The organism is Acinetobacter seifertii, assembly GCF_000368065.1.
Lineage (GTDB): Bacteria > Pseudomonadota > Gammaproteobacteria > Pseudomonadales > Moraxellaceae > Acinetobacter > Acinetobacter seifertii.
On sequence record NZ_KB851200.1, the window covers coordinates 2,061,848 to 2,083,764 of the forward strand.

A 21,917-nucleotide genomic window follows, 5' to 3' on the forward strand; every position below is an offset into this window, starting at 1 on the left:
TAACGTGGTCTTAAGTTTTCTATAACTTTAGTGTTTTTTATATATAAATAGTGAATAAAAAAGGCAGTATAAACTGCCTTTTTGTACTTTGAAGATTAAATTAACCTTCTTTACGACGCATATGCGGGAATAAAATTACATCACGAATACTTGGCGCATCAGCAAAAAGCATAACCAAACGGTCAATACCAATACCTTCACCAGCTGTTGGAGGTAAACCGTATTCAAGCGCTTCAACAAACTCTGCATCGTAATGCATTGCTTCGTCATCGCCCGCATCTTTTTCAGCAACCTGAGCTTGGAAACGCTCTGCCTGATCAATTGGGTCATTTAACTCGCTAAAGCCATTTGCCAATTCACGTCCGCCGATGAAAAACTCAAAACGATCGGTAATGTGCGGATTATCATCATTACGACGAGCAAGTGGAGACGTTTCCGCTGGATATTCAGTAATAAAGGTAGGTTGACGCAGTTTAGTTTCAACTGTTTCTTCAAATACGATTGTTTGAAGTTTACCTAAACCAAAACCAGGTTTAACTTGCTCTTTTAATTCCTCACGCACAAATTTTGCAAGGAACTCACGATCACCAACGTTTTCTGGGGTGAACTGAGGGTTATTCTCTAAAATGGCATCAAACATAGAGATTTTCTTGAATGGCCCTTTAAAACTAAACACTTCACCTTGATAAGGCACATCAGTCGTACCTAAAATATCAAGAGCTAGCTTTTCAAGCATGTTTTCAGTTAAAGCCATCAAGTCTTTATAATCAGCATATGCCTGATAAAACTCGATCATTGTAAATTCAGGGTTATGACGTGTTGACACCCCTTCATTACGGAAGTTACGGTTAATTTCAAACACACGCTCAAAACCACCAACAACCAAACGCTTTAAGTAAAGCTCAGGTGCGATACGCAAGAATAGCGGCATATCTAAAGCATTGTGATGCGTTTCAAACGGACGTGCAGATGCACCACCCGGAATTACATGCATCATTGGCGTTTCGACTTCCATGAAACGCTCATTTGTTAAAAATGCACGAATACCTGCAACAACTTTGGCACGAATTTCAAAAGTCTTACGAGTTTCTTCATTCACGATTAAGTCGAGGTAACGCTTACGGTACTTAACTTCTGTATCGTTCAAACCATGAAATTTATCTGGTAACGGACGAAGCGATTTTGTAAGAAGCTCAAAGCTTTCAAGGTGTACATATAAGTCACCTTTGCCAGAACGACCAATATAACCTTCAGCAGCAATAATATCGCCTAGGTCCAAACCTTTAATGGTCTCAAGAATATCTTTTGGTAAACCTTTACGGTCAACATATAACTGGATACGCCCAGTCATATCTTGGATTACCATGAAAGAACCACGGTTTAACATGACACGGCCAGCAACTTTTACATAGACATGTTCAGCACTTTCAATTTGTTCTTTCGACTGATCTTTAAATTGTTCTTGTAAATCGGCAGCGTAGTGTTCACGTTTAAATGTATTTGGCCAAGGACTCTTTCCAGTATCCTTTGCAACATCTTGGATTTGCTTTAATTTGGCATGACGCTGTGCGATTAAATCGTTTTCGGAAATAGTTGGTTCAGAAGTCGATTGAGCGTTTTGTTGCGTCATCTCTGCCTCGATTAAGTAAAAATTAAGTGCTATATCCTAACAGATTGCGGGAGTTTTTCGAAAGATTTCAACAAAACAAAAATGAAAAAAGTCAAACCACTCACACTAAATCAGTATTCAATGACGAAAATTACTTAGACCAATCGCTAAGATCATTTTTTTTTGCTTTAAGTAAAATATAAAAAAATCCAAATGACCTCGATATTAAAAGGCTTTTTTGCCTTTTATTTTATCCATGAGATTGTGTAGTAAATAATGAAAATTCTATTTTTACATGGCTTGGATTCTTCTCGTGAATCAACAAAGTTCCATGCCATCTTGCATCCTGAAAAATTTTGTATTGATGTTGATTATCGAAACCTAAGCTACTCTTCAGTTAAAGATTTTTATCACCAAGCGATCGAAACAATTAAACCTGACTTATTGGTTGGACATAGTCTTGGCGGCTACTGGGCATTGAAAACAGCCGCTCAACATAAATTAGCGGTGATTGTTGCTAACCCAAGCCTTAATCCTAGTTTTCGTAATGATTACCCTCACCTTTGTGATGAGGATCTTGATCACTCTCATCCTAAAATGGCTTATTTAGAATTAGGAGACGAGCAACTTGATATGTATCAAGTACAGGAAAAGCTTTCACCTTATATGACAGTAGAAACATATGACGGAGGCCATCATCGTCTTGCTTATCCTTCTCGTCTCAATGATCTGATTTCTAAAATTCATAAAAAATACTTTGCCTAAACAACTAACTGAGTAAGATGAACTAGCTCCCTTCAGCAATATGTTTTACAACTTCAAAACCTTGAATAAAGCCACTTTTTAACATACCGATATATTCAGGTAAGGTGGCCAATTCAACTTTTAAAGTGGTAGTATTCCCATTTTGGCTTAAAAAATATTTTTCTAGCGAACCACTCCAGCCCTTCACCTCTTCACTTTCTAAGTCTTCCTTACCCTCTTTAATCATTCCTAAATGTTTAAAAATTAGCACTTCAGGCTTTTTCATTTCTTCAATGGTCGAAACCATTCCATTTCCTTCTCCGTCTAGAAAATATGTTTTACCACCAATTTTCCAGTCAGTACGCATTGAAGAATCCGGCGCAAAGAATTTCGTCCATGCATTATATGTCTCGCTATTCCAGAGTACGTTCCATACTTTTTCTATAGGCGCGTTAATCTCTACTTCATATACTAGAATTTCCATACTCAACTTCCTTATCTCTGTTACTCAAGTATTCAACAAACTTTATCGCTTTATATAAATATCAATTTATCTGTCCATTTATTAATCAGCTTATGTTTTTAAGAACTTTATTTATATAAATGCTTTGTTCTTTTTGTAACCCTTCATATCACTGAAAACCTTATTAGATTAATAAGTGAATAAAAAAATATGATTTATTATGTATTTATGTTGAAGTTTTGCCTAAATAACCAGTTATTTGTCTCGATATGCCATTCATCTTTGCTTACGAATGATTAAACTCCCTTATGTGCTTTACTTTAAATGTAGAACTGCGTAAAAATTTGATACCCGATCAAAGCTACATTAGTTATTATTGAACGGATCGTAGTTACATTATTAATAGATGGAATAGTTTTACTGAAAGGCAGCTTTGAGCAAACTTATCAGTGCGGAGAGTCTCATGAAAAAATATCAATGTATCGTTTGTGGATGGATTTACGATGAAGCAGAAGGTTGGCCACAAGACGGCATTGCAGCTGGAACAAAATGGGAAGATATCCCTGATGATTGGACTTGCCCTGATTGTGGCGTTTCAAAAGCTGACTTTGAAATGATCGAAATCTAATGTCTTAAATGAAAAGGCCATGATTTACATGGTCTTTTTTTATATATCACCAATCACCGTATTAAATGAACAATTCTAATTCTGGAGAAAAAAATGCATCCAATCGTCATTATCGGATCAGGCATGGCGGGTTATACCTTAGCACGTGAGTTCCGTAAGCTTAACCCAGAGCAAGAACTTGTGATGATTTGTGCGGATGATGCGGTGAACTATGCAAAACCAACGTTATCTAATGCCTTTGCAGGTAAAAAAGCACCAGAGCAAATTCCGTTAGGTGATGCCGCAAAAATGAGTGCACAGCTCAATATGCGTATTGAAACTTTTACATGGGTGAAAGAAATTTTAGCTGAGCGTCATGAGCTTGTTCTGGAAAAAGATGGTGTTGTTTCTCAACAACCCTATTCAAAATTAATTTTGGCTATTGGTGCCAACCCGATTCGTCTTGCAATTGCAGGAGATGGCAGTGATGACATTCATGTAGTGAACTCACTAATTGACTATCGTACCTTCCGCGAAAACCTTGCTCAACGTAAAGATAAACGTGTTGTAATTTTGGGTGCTGGTTTAATCGGTTGTGAATTTGCCAATGACTTACTTCATAGTGAATATGATGTAACGGTAATTGATTTAGCACCTCAACCATTGGGTCGTTTATTACCGTCACACATTGCTTCAGCATTCCAAGAAAATCTTGAAGAAGCTGGAGTTAAATTTGCATTAGGCACTACCGTTGAAAAAGTAAGTAAAATCAATAACGGTGAAGATTACGCAGTTACATTAGCAAATGGTCAAACTTTAGTTGCTGATATCGTACTTTCAGCAATTGGCCTACAACCAAATATTTCTCTTGCTCAAAGCGCAAATATTCAAACCAGCCGTGGTGTAATTACCAATAGCTTGCTTGAAACGAATCAAGCAGATATTTATGCGATTGGTGACTGTGCAGAAGTGAACGGTACCCTGCTTCCTTATGTAATGCCAATTATGCAGCAAGCGCGTGCTCTAGCAAAAACATTAAGCGGCCAACAGACAAATGTACATTATCCTGCAATGCCAGTTGCGGTAAAAACCCCGGCTGCACCACTTACAGTTTTACCGGCACCAGTTGATGTCGATGTAAATTGGGAAACTGAAGAATTCGACGATGGTATGCTTGCCAAAGCACTTGATAATGACGGAACATTACGTGGTTTCGTATTGTTAGGTGCGACAGCAGGCAAGCAACGTTTAACTTTAACTAAGCTTGTTCCAGATCTTATTCCTGCCCAAGCATAAAGTTTAAATTAGGAATACTCGTTACAGAGTATTCCTTTAAGGTATGAATAACATGAATAGCGCCTTACAATTTAGTATTTCACCCTACACTCCTTTTATGCAGGAAACCAAAGTCAACTTAGGCAACGGTATTGAATTGCATGTAGAAGTAGGTGGAAAACCAGAACACCCGACCATTTTGCTGATTATGGGCTTAGGTGCTCAAATGCTATTTTGGCCGGACTTTTTCTGTAAATCGCTCATTGATCAAGGTTTTCGTGTTATTCGTTTTGATAACCGTGATATTGGCCTTTCTTCAAAAGTTCGTCATCAGGGTAAACGTTTAAATACCATGAAGTTGATGGGACGTTTTGCTTTAGGGTTAAGTAATCAGGGCGCACCTTATACATTGTATGATATGGCTGACGACGTATCGATGCTTCTTGACCGTTTAGGTGTAAGTAAGACTCATGTAGTCGGTGCATCAATGGGCGGTATGATTGCCCAAATTCTTGCTGCAAAATATCCAGAAAAAGTAGAAAAGTTAGGTTTGATGTTTACAAGTAACAATCAACCGTTTTTACCCCCACCGTTTCCTAAACAGCTTTTAAGTTTGATTGGCAAACCAGAATCACGTGATGAAGAAGGGATTGTTAATCACAGCTTAAAATTATTCCAGTTAATTGGTTCTCCTGGTTATATTAACCATATTGAAGCCGTTCAAACCGCACGAAAACTTTATCAACGTAGCTATTATCCTGCTGGTGTACTTCAACAGTTTTTAGCAATATTATGTACAGGTTCCTTACTGCAACTGGACCGTGAAATTAAGCAACCCACAATAGTCTTACATGGCTCTCGTGATCGCTTACTTCCACCGAGCCACGGTAAGGCTGTAGCAAAAGCAATTTCCGGTGCTAAGTTTGAATTAATTGATGGAATGGGGCATGATATCCCTGCCCATTTTATTCCACAGCTTAGCGGTTTATTTGCGCATCATTTTAAATCATCATACTAGGACACTATGGCTGCATTACCCTCACTAAGACAGCTATCATATTTAGTTACGTTGTCGGAAACTTTGCATTTTACTGAAGCAGCACGTCGCTCTTTTGTTACCCAATCGACTTTATCGGGCGGCATTATGGAGCTAGAAAGGCTACTAGGTGGCGTTCTGGTTGAACGTGACCGTCAGAATGTGCGTTTAACGCCATTAGGTGAGCAAGTCGTTGCTCGAGCCCGTGTATTGCTAGCAGATGCTCAGGATTTAATGCGTTTAAGCCGTGAAATGAGTGAACCATTAACTGGTGATCTTCATTTGGGTGTTATTCCAACCATTGCACCTTTTATCCTGACACGGTTACTTGATGAAGTGCATCACCAATTACCAAAAATTCAGTTGCATTTACATGAAGCTCAAAGCGAGAAAATTGTAGAGCGATTAGAGCATGGTAATTTGGACATGATCGTTCTTGCACTACCTTTTGACACAAGAAGTCTAAAAGTAGCTGAAATTTCAAAAGAAAATTTGTATCTCGTTTGCAGTAAACAAGATACAAATGCGCTTCAAGCAAACTCTCTAGATGACCTCGATTTGTCACGACTGATTTTACTTGAAGAAGGCCATTGCTTACGTGACCACGTATTAAGTGCGTGTCCAATTGGTGAGCGTAAAAACGATAATCGTTTAAAAGCAAGTTCATTACCTACCTTAGTTGAGATGGTGTCTTCTAATTTAGGTTTTACGCTTTTACCAGAAATCGCAATTGAAAATAGTATGATCAAGTTTAATGATCAGATTACTGCAAAACCAATTGAAGATGCACCAAGTCGTACTCTGGCACTCGTTACACGTAAAAGTACACCACTACAAAGCGAATTTGATGTACTCCTGCAAATCATGCAGAAAATCACAACAAATTTACATGAATAAAAAAAGGAGTCTTCGGACTCCTTTTTCTTTTACTGCGCTGTTAAAGATGCCCATTTGAAAACCCAAGCTGATTTCAAATCTAAATTCTCATCTGAAATGATTTTTTCTCGAATGATTTGTGCAATCGCATAATCATTAGCTGGGTCTATCATGACCCGTATTCCTTTTGTGGTTGGACTAGTCACAACCTTATATCCTTTAGCGTGCAATTGTGACTGGAGCATATTTGCTTTATTTTGATTAGGTGCTAATGCAACTTGTACCATCCATTTTTTTTCACCATTTTCTAAAATTTCTTTAGCCACTGCTGCATCAAGCTGTTTTTTATTCTCAAGAGTTTTCTTTTCTTCTATTTTTTTTGATTGAGTCTCTTCGGCCTTCTTTTGTGTTAACTGCTCATCTTGAGTCGTTTTTCTTTTTTGAATGTTTATAGATTTATTTTGTGTTTCATTCTTCTTATTTTTTTCCCTAGGCGGCTGTACAAAATAGGGATATATCATTTGATCATCATATTTATGAAATACAATAATATCTCCATAGCACTTTTGATCTGCATAAGCAGTCACTGGCATTACCCCTAAAAATATTCTAATAAATAAACTTTTAATAAAGCATTGCATATTATTCACTTACCAAAGTTAAGTATATTTAATGCGGCGTATTAAAGTAGATTTCTCGTGATTTGTATATTTTTAATATTCAAAGTTTTATGCAAAGAATCACATATTTTTTAAACATCTTGCGTTAATTCAAATTATTATTGTATATCCTGCAACCATTTAAGTATTCAGACTAAAATACTTTGAATTTCATATAATTAAAAAAACCGACATAAAGTCGGTTTTCTAATATTAAGTTTTATTTAAATGTTTCTAATAATTCCCTTTGAGCATTATGCAATTTTTCACCTTCAGCAGGTTGGGCACGAACCCAAGTACCATCACCTTGTAATAACCAAGCTTGCTGATTATCTTGCAAATAATTAAGAAGACCTTGTTGATAAATTCGTTTCTTCAATGCTGGGTCTTCAATTGGGAAACATGCTTCAACACGATTAAATAGGTTACGATCCATCCAGTCTGCACTTGAACAGTAAATACGTGCATCGCCGTTATTACTAAAGTAATAAACACGCGTATGCTCAAGGAAGCGCCCTACGATTGAACGTACTCGAATATTTTCGGATAAATTCGGTAGTCCTGGACGTAAGCAGCAAATCGAACGAATAATCAGATCTACCTGCACCCCTGCTTGAGAAGCTTCATACAATTTATTGATTAATTGGACTTCCGTTAAAGCATTTACTTTGACAATAATTTGGGCTTTACGACCAGCCTTTGCATTTGCAATTTCTTCATCAATAAAGTTGATGAGCTGAGCATGCAAAGTAAAAGGTGCATGAAGCAACTTTTTCAGTTTTGCCATTTTGCCCATACCTGTTAACTCTTGGAAGATACGGTGTACGTCTTCACATAGGTCTTTATCAGTCGTCATAAGACCATAATCGGTATAAATACGGGCATTCATAGCATGGTAGTTACCTGTTCCTAAATGAACATAACGTACCAATTTATTGTTTTCACGGCGTACTACCATAATCATTTTGGCATGCGTTTTATAACCCACAATGCCATAAACGACTACCGCTCCTGCTTCTTGAAGCACATTTGCCACTTCAATGTTTGATTCTTCATCAAAACGGGCACGTAACTCAATAACTGCCGTTACTTCTTTTCCATTACGTGCAGCTTCGGCCAAGACTTGTACAATTTCCGAATCAACACCACTACGGTAAAGCGTTTGTTTAATTGCAAGTACTTGTGGATCACGTGCTGCTTCGCGGAGTAACTGAATAACTGGAGCAAAAGATTCAAATGGGTGATGAAGCAAAATATCCTGCTTTTGCATAGCCGAGAAAATACTCTCAGTTTTTTTAAATACTTTTGGTACGACCGGTGTATGTGAGTCATAACGCAAATGAGGACGTTTAAAGTTTGAAACCAGACGAGCCAAGTTTACAGGACCATCAACTTTGTATAGTTGCTCATTGGTTAAATCGAATTCTTCTAATAAATATTCATAAATATGCTGTGGACAGTTATGAGTCACTTCTAAGCGAACTGCACGACCAAATCGGCGTGAACTTAACTCACCTTTTAAAGCTTTAGCTAAATCTTCAACGTCCTCATTGAGCGCCAAATCGGCATTACGGGTTACACGGAATTGGTAACAACCCGTTGCAGTCATGCCTGGGAACAAGTCTGATACATGCTCATGAATAATGGCAGACAGCATGACATGATGCTCTTTACCGCCTGTCAACTCATCTGGTAATCGTACAACCCGAGGTAATGAGCGTGGTGCTGGTACAACCGCTAAGTCAATTTGACGACCAAACGCATCTTTACCTTCTAAGGTCACAATAAAGTTCAAGCTTTTATTGACTAAACGCGGGAATGGATGAGCTGGATCTAGACTAATTGGTGTTAAAACAGGTGCAACTTGTTCCTGAAAATATTTTTTTACCCAAGCTGATTGAGCTGGTGTTAACTCCCCACGACGTAAGAAGCAAATATCTTCTTCACGGAGTTTAGGCAAGATTTCTTCATTTAAAATACGATATTGACGTTCAATTGCAGCATGAGCAGTCTCAGAGATTTTTTGTAAGACTTGTCTAGGTGTTAAACCATCTGGACTTCGACTTTCATTGCCTAGAGCATATTGCTCCATGACACCAGCTACACGAATTTCAAAAAACTCATCTAAATTACGTGAAAAAATAAGCAAGAAATTCATTCGTTCAAGTAATGGATGTAGCGGGTCGACTGCCTGTTCCAATACGCGTAAATGAAAGTCAAGAATAGACAATTCACGATTAATATAACGGTCGTTATAACTATATTCTGTTGGGGTCGTTGCTGTAATCGCTGTATTCATGTCTAACTTAATCTCTTTCCAACCAAAATCTCTGCAAAATAGTATGCTGCAAAATTATGTCAATTTGATAAAAACTAAAAAAATAACACATCTTTAAGACAGAGTTATTCAGGAATCTGGGTGCTATTCATATAACGTAAAATAACGCGTTTTCGATATTGTAGTTTATGATCATTACGGTGATCTTGATAATATTTTGGATCTGGTAATAATGCGGCTAAAAAAGCAGCTTGTTCGCGTGTTAGGTTTTTAGCACTTTTACCATAATAATATTGGGCAGCAGCTTCAACACCATATAAATGTTTGCCAAATTCAACAGAGTTCATATAGACCTCAAGAATTCGACGTTTTGACCACATACGCTCCATCATCCATGTCGCTACTGTTTCTTGGCCTTTGCGAATAAATGATCGCTTATTGTATAAGAACAAGTTCTTTGCAAGTTGTTGAGACACAGTGGAACCACCAGCAACCACTTCGCCCTCTTCGTTATTACGCTCTAGCGCAAAACGAATACCATCCCAGTCAAAGCCATGATGGTGGATAAACTTTGCATCTTCACCGGCTAAAATTGCATGTTTGAAATTATCGCTTATATCATCATAGTCGAGCCATTCATGAATGATCGGCCGAGATGTATCTGACCAATAATCAATTCGCATGAACATGGTAGTATCAACTTCATGAGTACGCCACCAAACTAAACTTGAGAAAATCCAAAGCTGAATTAGGAGAATTGCACCAATAAAAATTAACAACACGCGAACAATAAAAGCTTTCATGTTCGTCCCAATCTCCTGTATTCAACTTTTTTCATGTTAAGCTGTAAAGCATGTTCATATATAACAAAAGCATAGCATGACTCAATCTCAGCCTCCGCACATTAATCGTAAACTCAATGTACAAGCATGGTGGCTGACGGCCCTACTGATCTCAATCAATGTAGGTTTGTTCATCTGGCAAATTATATCTGGAGTCGACATTAGCGACCCAGCCATAAAAGATGCTCTTCACTGGGGTGCAGATTTTACACCACTTACTTTTTCTGGACAGCCCGAACGTTTATTTACCAGCATGTTTTTTCACTTTGGTATCATTCACCTTATGCTTAACATGTGGGCCCTATATATTTTCGGTAATGTCGCTGAAGCTTTATTTGGTCGTTTATATTTTATCGGCCTATATTTGCTTGCTGGCCTGTTTGGTAGCCTTTTAAGTAGTTATATCAATATTCAAAATGGACATGAATTACTACAACATTTTGACCAAAGCTTGCTCCCTCATGTAAGTGCCGGAGCCTCTGGTGCTGTGATGGGATTAGGTGCGGCTTTAACTGTCCTTTCATTATTTCCTCCTCTACCTCATCAAGCCTATATACTCGATAAAAAAGCATTATTAATGATTATGGCGATTAACCTTATATTCGGTCTGGTTGCCACAGGTATCAATAATGCTGCACATGTCGGCGGTATGATTATGGGTGCATTACTCGCGCTGATTTGGTATTTAAGTTACCGTACTAAACTTAGTACGACCTTAAAATTTTTGGGTTTAATGGGAGGACTCTTATTAACAGTCGGCTTCTATATTTACTGTAATCAACTGAACTCACCATTACTTCCACTTTGGCATGAAATTTTAATTCAGAACCCAGAAATACTGCCTTAACTTAAATCTGGTTCAGCTCTCGCAAACTTTGTAGTGGCGGTAAATTACAAAGATAACCAAGTCGATATCGACCAATGAGAGCACAAAGCAACATCATAGCAAGTGGTAAAATCAACCATATTTCAATATGCCACTGTATAGCCATATTCATTTTATAACTTGCTATCGCACTAATTACTTCGGCAAAACAGCAGGCAACAATGCCTGCTAATAGCCCTAAAAATCCAATTTCTAAACTCAGCATTTGCTTCATTTTATTTTTAGACAAACCAAATGAACGTAATAAAGCAACCTCTCGACGGCGCTCATCCATTAACAGGTTTAGACAAGCAATTAAAACGAGTATTCCAGAAAAGCCAACTAAAGCCGCAAGTACAGTCACGATTTTGACTAATACATTCATTAAACGCTTTACTTCATCCAAAATACGGTCAACATCAATAAAAACTGTATTTGAAAATTGCTGAATAATATTAATCATTTTAGGCTGATCTTGTTTAGGCACATAAAAGCTACCCAAGTAGCTACCCGCATTTTCATCTAAAGTTTTGGACGAAAAAATAAAGAAGAAATTTGGACTAAAACTTTCCCATTCAACACTTCTAAAATTCACAACTTTTGCCTGCAAAGTACCGTCTGGCATGCTAAAAGTCAGCTTATCCCCAATCTGAATACCTAAACTTTCAGCAGTTTTTGCCTCGACTGAAACTTGTCCTACGCCATTAAAAGTGGCTTGTCCTTTTGTAATGACATTATCATTTGGCAAAATGTTTGACTGAGTTAAATTTAATTCACGGCGTAAAGAATTATTTTGCTTGATTGCATCTTCAGAAAAAGGAACATCATTCTTGGCAAGTAATCGTCCACGAATATTTGGATACAGAGGCGTACTTTGCCAACCATTTTGTTTTAATTGTTGCTCAAAAGCTTTTAAATCAAATGGTGGTAGGCCATAAACAAACTGGTTTGGTGTGCCTTCTGGTAACTGCTGTTGCCAACGCTCTAATAAATCTGTCCTGAGTACGCTTAGCACGGTAATAAGGCTTAAACCCAAAGCCAGTGCTGTAATTTGTAAGGCACTTTGCGATGGTGAACGAATATAAAAAGATAAACGGGTTTTCATCTTCTTTAAGCTTCGAAGCAAAACCCAAACAGCGGTGTATAACAAAACACACAGAACGATAATTGCAGCTAGCACCATAATACTGAGCATCAAGTTTTCACTTAAAACTAAGCTAAAAATAACAAGACTGGTAATACCCGCAAAGAACATAAAAAATAGTGATTTTCGAGATTTTGCTTGCTCTCGAATAACTCGAATTGGAGGTGTATTTAACAACTCCCAGATACTTGGCAAAATAAATCCAAGTAGCACAATTACACTCGTAAAAATGGCAATTGGTAAGGGACCGATTAAAAAGCCGACTACCGAGAAACTTAACTCTAGTTGTGGAATGAGTTGCAACATAAGCTCAAGCAATCCATAGCCCATCATTATTCCTAATATGCTACCGATCACAATCGAAATTGTACTGACTAAGTAAAGTAGCCCGATATATGCCCATAAAATTTGGAACTTACTGGCACCCAAACAACGCATTAAAGCAATATGGTCTTGGTTTTGGTGAACATAACGTTGACTCGTTAAAGCAATCGCAATGCCACACAATAAAATCGTTAAAATATTGGCAAGTTGTAAGAAAGTATCAAGGTTTTCTAGTGGGCGTAATAATCTACTATTTGACTCACTGGCATCGCGTAAACGTAAACCTGCGTTTTCTTCCTGATCATTTACGGGTTTATGTTGCTGTTTAAATTGCTTGCTAAAGTTTTGTACCTGATCAGGTTGACCAGACATTAACAGTCTATAATCGATTCTACTGCCAGTTTGAATTGCATGCGTTTTAGCTATATCGGCTTGATGAATAATAACGGTAGGCGAAAAACCTGAAAAGCCGAGTTCCTGATTCGAATCACGTACAATGACACCACTAAAACGAAATTCGGCATCTGCAATAGAAACCGTATCGCCTAGTTTAACTTTAAGTAAATCGGCTGCTCTTTGACTTAACCACAATTGGCCGGGTTGAATACTCTGTGCACTAGGTGCAATCTCAAGCTGTCCTCTTAATGGAAACGCCGGCTCTATTGCTTTGACATTGACCATGACAAACTGATTTTGAGTATGTGCCATAGAACTAAACATGGTCACATGAGTCTGCCTTAAACCAAGCTGCTCTGCTTTTTTCTGCCATTTAGTGTCTAGAGGTTCGTTATTCGACAGAACTAAATCGGCTGCTAACATTTGTGACGCTTGTAGGCTTACCGCATTTTTAACCTGATCATTACTGAACTTGAGAGCTGTTGTTGCACTAATGGCAAGTGAAAGCGCAATAATGAGTAAATATAACCCACCAGTGCGAAAGCTTTGTAGTAAAAGTGGTTTAAGTAGATTACGCATAGTCTAACCACCCTGTACTGTCTTCAAACAACCATCATCTAGTTCAACATGACGCTGGCAAAGCCCAGCTAAATCGCGGTCATGTGTAACCAAAATAAGTGTAGTGCCGAGCTCTTTATTTAAATCAAAAAGGAGGCCTTCAACTTCTTGAGCTGTTTGCCCATCTAAGTTCCCAGTTGGCTCATCGGCAAAAATAATTTGTGGTTCGGCAATCAGAGCCCGAGCAATTGCTACACGCTGCTGCTCACCTCCAGATAAGACTTTAGGCGTTTGTTCGGCTTGTCGACTCAACCCTACTCTATGCAACCAGTTTAAGGCTTTTTGCTCAGCAATTTTATAATCAAAGTCTTTACGCAACCGAAGCGGTAACATCACGTTTTCAAGCGCACTTAGTTGCGGTAAAAGTTGGAAAGACTGAAATACAAAACCAATATGTTGCATTCTAATCTGAGCGCGTTGTTCTTCTGTCAACTCATGAACAGCCTGTCCACATAACCACACCTCTCCTTCCGACGGTTGGTCTAAAGTCGCTAAAATGCCCAACAAAGTCGATTTACCTGAGCCAGAACGTCCTGTAATGGCTACCTGCTCCCCTTCATAAATCTCTAAATCAATGTTTTTTAAAATCGTAAACTGATTTTGGTTAATCTGAATAGTTTGTGTAACTTTATGGGCAGCAATAATAGGTTGTGGCATGATGTGGACAGTCCTATATGTTTAGTATTCGAGTTGAAACACAAATGTATAAATCTTATTTGTTCGGTTCTAAAAGCCTCTTACTCATCTCATTGAGCATGTTGCCCATGTTGGTCTCGGCAAAGACTATTTTAATTTTAGGAGATAGTATTAGTGCCGGTTATGGAATAGACCCTAAACAAGGTTGGGTACAATTACTACAAAAACGCTTAGACCAACAGTATCCCAAACAACATAAGGTGGTCAATGCAAGCATGAGTGGTGAAACTACAAGTGGCGCTTTAGCGAGATTACCTAAACTTTTACAAACTTATAAACCAGAGGTTGTTGTTATTGAGTTAGGCGGAAATGATGGTTTACGTGGGCAACCCCCACAAATGATTCAACAAAATCTATCTCAGCTTGTTCAATTAAGCCAAAAACAAAAAGCGCAGGTTATTCTTTTTGGTATGAAAATTCCGCCAAATTATGGAACTGCTTATAGCAAAGCATTCGAGAATAACTATAAAACTGTAAGTCAAAAATATCAGGTGAAACTGCTACCGTTTTTCCTTGATGGCGTCGCTGGTCAAAAACAACTAATGCAAAATGACTTGATTCATCCAAATGCTCAAGCACAAACAAAATTACTTAATTTGGCTTATCCATACATAAAAGGTGCCCTATAGGCACCTTTTAGTTTTAAATTTTTTCAATCTGCTCAGAAGTCAAAAAAAGTAACTTCACCAGTTTCTAACGAATATTCAGCACCAACAACAATCAACTCGCCTTTTGCGATTAGGCTCTCTAATACAGCAGAACCATGACGTAATTGATTGACCGAAGCAAAAACGTTTGAACGTACTGCATGACATGAAAGTTTTTTCAAATCATTTTTCAGATCAGTTTGCATTAAAATTTCAACTGATGGACGAACACGGTTCACAATCGACATTAAGTTAGATGATGGCGGATGATCAGGGTTCATCAACGTATCAATAGTCGCTTGAATCGCACCGCAATGACTATGTCCTAATACAACTACAACCGGACAATCATAACGTTCTGCCGCAAACTCAACACTACCAACTTGTGAAGGCGCAACAACATTACCAGCAACACGGATTACGAATAAGTCACCAAGACCTTGATCAAATACCATTTCTGCTGGTACACGAGAATCTGAACAACCTAATACAATCGCAAATGGATTTTGGTCCTTTGCCATTTCAGCACGTTCATGGTGCGATAAGGTTTTTGCAAGGGAAGTATTTCCATTTACAAATCGTTGATTACCAGCTTTCAGACGATCTAAAACTTCTTGCGCAGTAGGCATTTTATATTTCCATTGTTTTTTCAAGGTTAGAAATTATTTTAATGTGTCAAAATTTGAATGTCACTGACAAAAAATAAATCCTTTGTTATGAAAAAATTTAAAAATGCCTAATCGATTTTAATCAGCTATTACTGCTCAATTCCCTACTGTTTAGTGAAAAAATAGACATACTTTAGTTCCTAGATTGACTATAATTTTCTTCATTCCAAACGTTTGGCAAATGACTCATTGGCAAAGTTTTTCAATAATTTTTCAAACTCGTTTAAGCTTCAAGGATGAAAACTATGACTAGGCTGTCTGCATCAATTAAAGCCTCCATGAAAAAAACTGCTACTGTATTGACTATAGCTTCTTGTAGCTTATTTTCAGTGATGAGTATTTCTCAAGCACAGGCAGCCGATAATATTGATATCAACTTTCAGACCGTATTACAGCAAGAACGTAGCTGGGCTGGACTGCAAAGCAAAAAATTAAAAGTTGGTGATATCACTTGGTCATATAGTGAAGGTGGTTCTAGCACGAAGCCAACTTTACTGCTCATTCATGGCTTAGGTGGTAGTCGAGATAACTGGAACCGAGTAGCACATTACTTAACTACAAATTATCATGTCATTATTCCTGATTTACCTGGTAGTGGCGAAACAATCGTTGCTCAAGATTTCGATTATTCTGTTCCCAACTTAGCTGAAAAATTACGTCGATTTGTTGAAGCTGAAAATTTGAAGGGACCTATTCATATTGCGGGGCACTCGCTTGGTGGCTCAATTGCCCTACTCTATGCTGGACAATATCCATTTGAAACTAAGAGTCTATTTTTAGTTGATAGCGGCGGTATTTTCCGTTCTGCCAACACAATTTACCTAAAAGATCCAGCCTACTTAAAACAACTTTTAGTATCTAAAAAAGGTGACTTTAACTATTTGTTAAAGCAAACCATGTTTAATCCTCCATTTATTCCTAAAGAGTTCCTTCAAGCTCAAGAAAAGCTCATGATTAATCAGGCGCCTCAAACACAAAAACTGGTTGATCAACTGATTGCACTCAATAAAGTCTACACGCCAGATTCATTTGCAGTACTCACCAAGACAATCGATGCACCGACACTGATTTTATGGGGCAAGCAAGATAAGATTATTAACGTAGAAGTAGCAAGTGAACTAAAACGACTTTTAAAGAATGCCCAGCCTCCGGTTATTTTAGAGAATGTCGGCCATATGCCAATATTGGAAGCCGAGCAGCTGGTTATTCAACAATATGTACCGTTTTTACTTAAAATAGAAACAAATCAGTCTTTAAAAACGACTACACCTTAAATAAAACTTCGGACTTGTGAGACCTTATGTCTACCCAACCGCTTATAGAAAAACTCATTGAAGCTCATCTTGATTTTTTAGATGAGGAATTTGCTCAGCCCCAAATCATTCAACAAGAATTTGAGCAATTTTATCATTGGTTGGGTAGTCGGCAACTACAACACCTCTGGACCTTTGAACAAATCCAGCAACTGATTCAAAAACAGATTTTAGAAACTCCTGCTTCTGATTTTCTGCTTGAACAAATTGCAGAACATATTCGCTTTGCACTTATTCATCCAGCCAATGAAAATACAACAATTGAAGATGTTATTCCTGTTTTAACAATTGATGGAATTGCGCAATACGTTGCAAGTAAAGAAGAGCATCGTAAAAAAATCATTAAAATGATTGTGAATAATCCTGCATTTTCAGCACTCTTGACTCAGTTGATTCAACAAACAATGCATGATTACTTAGATGAATCAATGTCAAAACGTGTGCCGGGTGTAGGCCGTTTTATGAAAATGGGGAAATCTGTTCTAGAAACAGTGACTGATTCAAATCTAGACGACACGATTAATCATTATTTGCAAAAGAATATTTTAAAACTGAGCCAAATGAGTGAGCGCGTTTTAAATCAACATTTTGACAATGAAAAGCTCTATCATTTTCAAGCAAATGTTTGGCATAAAGTTAAAACGATGCCACTTTCTGTTTTGAAAAACTATGTAGAAGTTCAAGATTTATCAAAAACTGTAGGTTTAGGACACGAGATTTGGGATCACATTCGTCGAACTGATTACCTGAAACAACAAGTCCATGATGGTATTTACACGTGGTATGTTCGAAATCAGGAACGTAATTTTGACTTGCTACTGCGTGATCTCAATATTAATGAAAGTTTGATACAACATGAACTGACTCAGTTGCTTGTGCCTGTATTACAGCAATTAGTTACAACTGGACATTTAAGACGTCGTGCTCGCGTGTATTTAGAGAAATTTTATTATTCTGAAAAAGCATTAAATATTATAAATAACAAAGGCGCTTAAAGCGCCTTTGTTATTTGTCTTGATTAGAAAGAATATTTTAAAGAAGCGTAATAAGCTCGACCTGGTTCATTGTAGGTTTGGCTGATCGAATTACTGTCTCTTAAAATTTGTTTATCAAACAAGTTACTTACACCAAAACGCGTACTTATATTATCTGAAAATTTATAACCAACATTAATTCCAGCAGTACTATAGCTTTTTACAGTACTAGGCTTAATCGCAGAATTTGTTCCACCTGAACCAATGCCCGATTCGAGTCTATTTTCAGCAAACTGGCGAGATTTTTGACGGCCATATTGAGTGAATACAAAATTCACATCTAACTGATCTGTAATATCGTAATCAAAAATCGAGTTAATCGTATAATTTGGAACTAAAGATAATGGATTCCCCGTTTGCTTATCTTTCGAGTCCATCATATAAGTAAAGTTGTTAGTCCAGCGGATATCACCGAAGTCTAATCCCAAGCTTCCCTCAAAACCTTGAATTAATGCTTTAGGCGTATTTTCCCAACGTAAGATATTCCACTTGGTATTGGTCACAGCACCAGTATTTGCATTGGTGCTTGAACCATCTACTGTTCCAACAACATTTGTACCAGCTACAATCTTATCTTTATAGTCATTACGGAACCAAGTTAAGCTCGCATTTACGATATCCTTTTGGAACTGAATACCAAGCTCTTTGTTTACCGAAGTTTCTGGTTTTAGATCACCATTACCCTGTAATAAACAACGTGAATCAATATTAGCTGGACAACCATTACCATTTGTACTTAACAAATACCCTTCGGCATTTTGATACATATTCGGTGCTTTATAGGCTTTTGCTACCCCACCTTTTAAAGTGAAATAATCATTGAGTCTTTGAGTAACGTTTAAGCTTGGACTCCAATTAGAACCTGATTTGCTGTGATCATCGAAACGTAAACCTAATACCACATCAGTGCTGTCTGTAAATTTTAGGTTATCTTCGATATATGCAGAAGCAATACGTGATTCCATTTTACTGCGATTGCCTTTAGCTAATTGATCGCCATAACCCGAACCACTACTGTCTGTACCCTGATTTGTCGAAATATTATCTTTAAATCTGTCTTCAACCCATTCAGTACCTACTGTTAATACATGCGGTACATAATATTCAAAAGGAATATTGGCTTCACCATTTAATCGAAGGGTTTCTAAGCGTGAAGTGGCTTTGTCATCCAGATTATTAATTTTTCCTTCTGTGCTACCGCCCAAACCTTCAGGAAGGCGCTTATTGTGAGTTTTATCATATTGAGCAACGAGCTTACTTTTACCCCAAGACCAATCCCCTTCATGCGTTAATGCATAGCTATCACGGTACATAGTATTGGTTTCTTTACCGATGAGCTGCGAAAGAATCGCATCCGCTTGAGCATTTGCATTTAACTGAGAATCACCAGAATAAATATTGCCTTGTTTGCTAGAAGAAACATCGAGTAAGACAGTTTGCTGGTCTGTTGCCTGCCAAGCTAAACGGCCTGAAATATCTTTATTTTTAACGCCTTCACGGCCAGCTGCTGTACTGCCTATTGATTTATTAATATCGACGTCGTCAGCTTCTGTTTTATTGTAATTACCATATAAACGATAAGACAAAACGTCTTTAATCAATGGCCCACTTACGTTAAAACCAACACGATTTGATGCACCTTCTTTAGAGTCTTCAGGTTGTGAAGTATAAAACTCTACCGAACCATGGGTTTCATTCGTCACTTTTTTAGTAATAATATTGACTACACCACCTGCTGCACCAGAGCCATAACGAGCTGCTGCTGGTCCACGTAAAACTTCGATCGACTCGATTGCTTCTGCTGGTACCCAGTTTGAGTCGCCTCGTGTATCACGCTCTCCTTTCCAGCCATAACGGACTGAGTTACGAGAGTTAATTGGTTTACCGTCCACTAAAATAAGTGTGTTTTCAGGCCCCATTCCACGAATATCAATTTGTCTATTATTACCACGCTGCCCTGTTGCGCTATTACCAGTTAAATTGACACCCGGCATACGACGTACATAGTCAGAAATATCATTACGAACAGGTAGCTTTTCTAAATCTTCTTTGGTAATCACCGACACACCGAGCGATTGCTTCACCTGCTCTTCAGCTGTTACAAAAATTGTTTCCAATTTCACAGGTTCAGCAGGCTTTTCTAATGCTTGTTCTTGCTCACTTTGTGCAGCATAAGTCATAGACATCATACTTGCCAGTACTGAAACAGAAAGCACTGACTGGATAATACGCTTCGACATAAGTATTCCCAATATATTGATTTATTAAACATCTCTCATTTTCAGTTTCGCATTGTAACAAAGATAAATAAAATTACAAATGATATTGATAATAATTATCATTATTTATATTGAATAATAAAAAAACCTCATTTAGAGGCTTTTTTATTTCACTTTTCAAATAATTTTATTTGAAGTAAGCGCCTTCAGCTTGTGTATGGTCTGTTTGGTCAACCACACGTTGAAGCTCAGGAATGTTTTCTTTCAAGGTTGTTTCTACACCTTGTTTTAAAGTCACATCAATTGCAGAACAACCTTGGCAACCACCACCAAATTTTAATACAGCAGTTAAACCATGTTCTGGGTCGTCTTGTACTTCTACCAAACTACAGTTACCGCCATGCCCTGCAAGACCTGGGTTAATTTCTGCTTGAAGAATATAAGTAATACGTTCTTCAATTGAAGCATCTGGTCCTACACGTGGCACTTTTGAATTTGGTGCACGGAAAGTTAACTGACCACCGAAACGGTCTTTGTTGTAATCAATTACAGCGTCTAAAAGATATGGAATAGACGGTGCATCAATGTATGCAGGAAAATCAGGATAGTCCTGTTTATAATCCGTTGGCACCACTTCTTCTGGTGCGCTATATGCCATACAGCACTCTGCACGTGGTGTACCCGGATGTTCAACAAAAATTCGAACGCCAATTCCCGGAGTATTTTGCTTCGCCAATAATTCGTGCAAATACTCTTGTGCAGATGGTGTAATCAAAAGGTTCGGAATTTCTTCTGCAACAGCAGTGTTGGTGTTCTCAGTCGACATAACAATATTCCTCAAGCTGATGCCTTTATATTAACCGAAGATGAGGTGGATTTAAAAAAAATCAACTAAATTTGTCGGATTTATACACAACAGGGTTTCAAGTTGTATTTTTAATGGCATTATTGACCCCAGTATTGATCATTTTTTAAATATTTCTTATGTTGAATTTGCCGTTTAACCATACCATTACCCTTATTATTATTACGGTCATCGTGTCTTTACTTGCTTTTAGCAATCAAAATGTTATGAATCGTCTGATCTTCTGGCCACCTGCAATGCAACGTGGACAATTTGATCGTTTCATCACACATGGCTTTATTCATGCAGATGGGACACATTTACTGTTCAACATGATTACCCTGTTTTTCTTTGGCAGTATTATTGAGAGTTTTTATCGCCAATATTTTTATGACATGGGCTTTGTGTTGTTCTATTTAGGCGGTTTAATTTTTGCGATTTTACCAAGCTATCTACAACATAAAAATGATGCAAACTGGGCAAGTCTTGGAGCTTCAGGAGCGGTATCTGCTGTTCTATTTGCTTATATTCTGTTTCAGCCATGGAAGCTGATTTTTGTATTTTTTATTCCTGTACCAGCGATTATTTTTGCGGTTTTATATGTCGCTTATAGCATTTGGGCAGGCAAACGTGGCAATACTCATATTAACCATAGTGCCCATTTATGGGGTGCGGCTTACGGCGTGATTGTAACAATCTTGATTGAACCAAGAGTGATTCCGCATTTCCTAGATCAACTTACCCGTTTACCATTTTAAAA

Annotated in this window: 20 protein-coding genes; 10 read left to right on the plus strand and 10 right to left on the minus strand. The window is 37.7% G+C overall.

The window, feature by feature from the left end; translation table 11 throughout:
- Positions 1 to 100: 100 nt before the first annotated feature.
- Complete coding sequence (gene lysS, locus F985_RS17220; protein ID WP_004703097.1) at positions 101 to 1,630, minus strand: lysine--tRNA ligase; 1,530 nt, start codon at positions 1,628 to 1,630, stop codon at positions 101 to 103.
- A 255-nt stretch (positions 1,631 to 1,885) separates the two neighbouring features.
- Here lysS and F985_RS17225 point away from each other — a divergent pair, with 255 nt between their 5' ends.
- Positions 1,886 to 2,374: a YqiA/YcfP family alpha/beta fold hydrolase gene (locus F985_RS17225; RefSeq protein WP_004703099.1), complete on the plus strand. Its 489-nt coding sequence runs from the start codon at positions 1,886 to 1,888 to the stop codon at positions 2,372 to 2,374.
- 22 nt (positions 2,375 to 2,396) lie between these two features.
- On the opposite strand, the gene F985_RS17230 is transcribed toward F985_RS17225, so the two are convergent.
- Entirely contained in the window at positions 2,397 to 2,837 is a 441-nt protein-coding gene (locus tag F985_RS17230; RefSeq protein WP_004703100.1) for an SRPBCC family protein, read from the minus strand.
- Between the two features lie 442 nt (positions 2,838 to 3,279).
- On the opposite strand from F985_RS17230, the gene rubA reads away from it, so the two are divergent.
- From rubA to oxyR, 4 genes are all read left to right on the plus strand, one after another.
- Complete coding sequence (rubA, locus tag F985_RS17235) at positions 3,280 to 3,444, plus strand: rubredoxin RubA (RefSeq protein ID WP_000760495.1); 165 nt, start codon at positions 3,280 to 3,282, stop codon at positions 3,442 to 3,444.
- A 93-nt stretch (positions 3,445 to 3,537) separates the two neighbouring features.
- The gene (gene rubB, locus F985_RS17240; RefSeq protein WP_004703101.1) at positions 3,538 to 4,719 is read left to right on the plus strand and encodes a rubredoxin reductase RubB; all 1,182 of its coding nucleotides are present in this window, start codon (positions 3,538 to 3,540) and stop codon (positions 4,717 to 4,719) included.
- Positions 4,720 to 4,771: 52 nt separating this feature from the next.
- Positions 4,772 to 5,716, plus strand: a complete 945-nt coding sequence (gene estB / locus F985_RS17245) for an esterase EstB (protein WP_004703103.1) — start codon at positions 4,772 to 4,774, stop codon at positions 5,714 to 5,716.
- Between the two features lie 6 nt (positions 5,717 to 5,722).
- On the plus strand, positions 5,723 to 6,631 hold the full coding sequence (gene oxyR / locus F985_RS17250; protein WP_004703104.1) for a LysR family transcriptional regulator OxyR: 909 nt from the start codon (positions 5,723 to 5,725) through the stop codon (positions 6,629 to 6,631).
- A 29-nt stretch (positions 6,632 to 6,660) separates the two neighbouring features.
- Here the strand turns inward: oxyR and F985_RS17255 are convergent, their stop codons facing one another.
- The 3 genes from F985_RS17255 to mtgA all read right to left on the minus strand — a co-directional run bounded on the left by F985_RS17255 (position 6,661) and on the right by mtgA (position 10,350).
- On the minus strand, positions 6,661 to 7,251 hold the full coding sequence (locus F985_RS17255; RefSeq protein WP_025469181.1) for an SPOR domain-containing protein: 591 nt from the start codon (positions 7,249 to 7,251) through the stop codon (positions 6,661 to 6,663).
- 238 nt (positions 7,252 to 7,489) lie between these two features.
- Positions 7,490 to 9,568, minus strand: a complete 2,079-nt coding sequence (gene ppk1 / locus F985_RS17260; RefSeq protein WP_004703108.1) for a polyphosphate kinase 1 — start codon at positions 9,566 to 9,568, stop codon at positions 7,490 to 7,492.
- A gap of 104 nt (positions 9,569 to 9,672) precedes the next feature.
- Positions 9,673 to 10,350, minus strand: a complete 678-nt coding sequence (mtgA, locus tag F985_RS17265) for a monofunctional biosynthetic peptidoglycan transglycosylase (protein WP_004703111.1) — start codon at positions 10,348 to 10,350, stop codon at positions 9,673 to 9,675.
- Between the two features lie 76 nt (positions 10,351 to 10,426).
- On the opposite strand from mtgA, the gene F985_RS17270 reads away from it, so the two are divergent.
- The gene (locus F985_RS17270) at positions 10,427 to 11,236 is read left to right on the plus strand and encodes a rhomboid family intramembrane serine protease (RefSeq protein ID WP_004703112.1); all 810 of its coding nucleotides are present in this window, start codon (positions 10,427 to 10,429) and stop codon (positions 11,234 to 11,236) included.
- 1 nt (position 11,237) lies between these two features.
- Here the strand turns inward: F985_RS17270 and F985_RS17275 are convergent, their stop codons facing one another.
- Both F985_RS17275 and F985_RS17280 read right to left on the minus strand, forming a co-directional pair.
- A complete protein-coding gene (locus tag F985_RS17275; protein WP_004703114.1) occupies positions 11,238 to 13,697 on the minus strand; it encodes an ABC transporter permease in 2,460 nt (819 codons plus the stop codon).
- 3 nt (positions 13,698 to 13,700) lie between these two features.
- Complete coding sequence (locus F985_RS17280) at positions 13,701 to 14,393, minus strand: ABC transporter ATP-binding protein (protein ID WP_004703117.1); 693 nt, start codon at positions 14,391 to 14,393, stop codon at positions 13,701 to 13,703.
- 44 nt (positions 14,394 to 14,437) lie between these two features.
- Between F985_RS17280 and F985_RS17285 the strand changes: the two genes are divergently transcribed.
- On the plus strand, positions 14,438 to 15,061 hold the full coding sequence (locus F985_RS17285; RefSeq protein ID WP_031944531.1) for an arylesterase: 624 nt from the start codon (positions 14,438 to 14,440) through the stop codon (positions 15,059 to 15,061).
- A 32-nt stretch (positions 15,062 to 15,093) separates the two neighbouring features.
- Here F985_RS17285 and F985_RS17290 read toward each other — a convergent pair whose 3' ends face one another.
- Positions 15,094 to 15,708 (minus strand): carbonic anhydrase, encoded by a 615-nt coding sequence (locus tag F985_RS17290; protein WP_004703121.1) that lies wholly within the window; start codon positions 15,706 to 15,708, stop codon positions 15,094 to 15,096.
- Between the two features lie 284 nt (positions 15,709 to 15,992).
- On the opposite strand from F985_RS17290, the gene F985_RS17295 reads away from it, so the two are divergent.
- Positions 15,993 to 17,021 carry an alpha/beta fold hydrolase gene (locus F985_RS17295; RefSeq protein ID WP_004703122.1) on the plus strand — a complete coding sequence of 343 codons (1,029 nt, stop codon included), beginning with the start codon at positions 15,993 to 15,995 and terminating at the stop codon, positions 17,019 to 17,021.
- Between the two features lie 26 nt (positions 17,022 to 17,047).
- The gene (locus F985_RS17300) at positions 17,048 to 18,055 is read left to right on the plus strand and encodes a hypothetical protein (protein ID WP_004703123.1); all 1,008 of its coding nucleotides are present in this window, start codon (positions 17,048 to 17,050) and stop codon (positions 18,053 to 18,055) included.
- Between the two features lie 23 nt (positions 18,056 to 18,078).
- On the opposite strand, the gene F985_RS17305 is transcribed toward F985_RS17300, so the two are convergent.
- Entirely contained in the window at positions 18,079 to 20,334 is a 2,256-nt protein-coding gene (locus F985_RS17305) for a TonB-dependent siderophore receptor (protein ID WP_004703124.1), read from the minus strand.
- A 166-nt stretch (positions 20,335 to 20,500) separates the two neighbouring features.
- Positions 20,501 to 21,139, minus strand: a complete 639-nt coding sequence (nfuA, locus tag F985_RS17310) for a Fe-S biogenesis protein NfuA (protein ID WP_004703125.1) — start codon at positions 21,137 to 21,139, stop codon at positions 20,501 to 20,503.
- Between the two features lie 158 nt (positions 21,140 to 21,297).
- On the opposite strand from nfuA, the gene F985_RS17315 reads away from it, so the two are divergent.
- Positions 21,298 to 21,915: a rhomboid family intramembrane serine protease gene (locus tag F985_RS17315; protein ID WP_004703126.1), complete on the plus strand. Its 618-nt coding sequence runs from the start codon at positions 21,298 to 21,300 to the stop codon at positions 21,913 to 21,915.
- Positions 21,916 to 21,917: the final 2 nt, after the last annotated feature.

Coding starts and splice junctions, on each gene's coding strand:
- lysS (WP_004703097.1), bottom strand. CDS start 1,630: ATGACGCAACAAAACGCTCAATCGACTTCTGAACCAACTATTTCCGAA.
- F985_RS17225 (WP_004703099.1), top strand. CDS start 1,886: ATGAAAATTCTATTTTTACATGGCTTGGATTCTTCTCGTGAATCAACA.
- F985_RS17230 (WP_004703100.1), bottom strand. CDS start 2,837: ATGGAAATTCTAGTATATGAAGTAGAGATTAACGCGCCTATAGAAAAA.
- rubA (WP_000760495.1), top strand. CDS start 3,280: ATGAAAAAATATCAATGTATCGTTTGTGGATGGATTTACGATGAAGCA.
- rubB (WP_004703101.1), top strand. CDS start 3,538: ATGCATCCAATCGTCATTATCGGATCAGGCATGGCGGGTTATACCTTA.
- estB (WP_004703103.1), top strand. CDS start 4,772: ATGAATAGCGCCTTACAATTTAGTATTTCACCCTACACTCCTTTTATG.
- oxyR (WP_004703104.1), top strand. CDS start 5,723: ATGGCTGCATTACCCTCACTAAGACAGCTATCATATTTAGTTACGTTG.
- F985_RS17255 (WP_025469181.1), bottom strand. CDS start 7,251: ATGCAATGCTTTATTAAAAGTTTATTTATTAGAATATTTTTAGGGGTA.
- ppk1 (WP_004703108.1), bottom strand. CDS start 9,568: ATGAATACAGCGATTACAGCAACGACCCCAACAGAATATAGTTATAAC.
- mtgA (WP_004703111.1), bottom strand. CDS start 10,350: ATGAAAGCTTTTATTGTTCGCGTGTTGTTAATTTTTATTGGTGCAATT.
- F985_RS17270 (WP_004703112.1), top strand. CDS start 10,427: ATGACTCAATCTCAGCCTCCGCACATTAATCGTAAACTCAATGTACAA.
- F985_RS17275 (WP_004703114.1), bottom strand. CDS start 13,697: ATGCGTAATCTACTTAAACCACTTTTACTACAAAGCTTTCGCACTGGT.
- F985_RS17280 (WP_004703117.1), bottom strand. CDS start 14,393: ATGCCACAACCTATTATTGCTGCCCATAAAGTTACACAAACTATTCAG.
- F985_RS17285 (WP_031944531.1), top strand. CDS start 14,438: ATGTATAAATCTTATTTGTTCGGTTCTAAAAGCCTCTTACTCATCTCA.
- F985_RS17290 (WP_004703121.1), bottom strand. CDS start 15,708: ATGCCTACTGCGCAAGAAGTTTTAGATCGTCTGAAAGCTGGTAATCAA.
- F985_RS17295 (WP_004703122.1), top strand. CDS start 15,993: ATGACTAGGCTGTCTGCATCAATTAAAGCCTCCATGAAAAAAACTGCT.
- F985_RS17300 (WP_004703123.1), top strand. CDS start 17,048: ATGTCTACCCAACCGCTTATAGAAAAACTCATTGAAGCTCATCTTGAT.
- F985_RS17305 (WP_004703124.1), bottom strand. CDS start 20,334: ATGTCGAAGCGTATTATCCAGTCAGTGCTTTCTGTTTCAGTACTGGCA.
- nfuA (WP_004703125.1), bottom strand. CDS start 21,139: ATGTCGACTGAGAACACCAACACTGCTGTTGCAGAAGAAATTCCGAAC.
- F985_RS17315 (WP_004703126.1), top strand. CDS start 21,298: ATGTTGAATTTGCCGTTTAACCATACCATTACCCTTATTATTATTACG.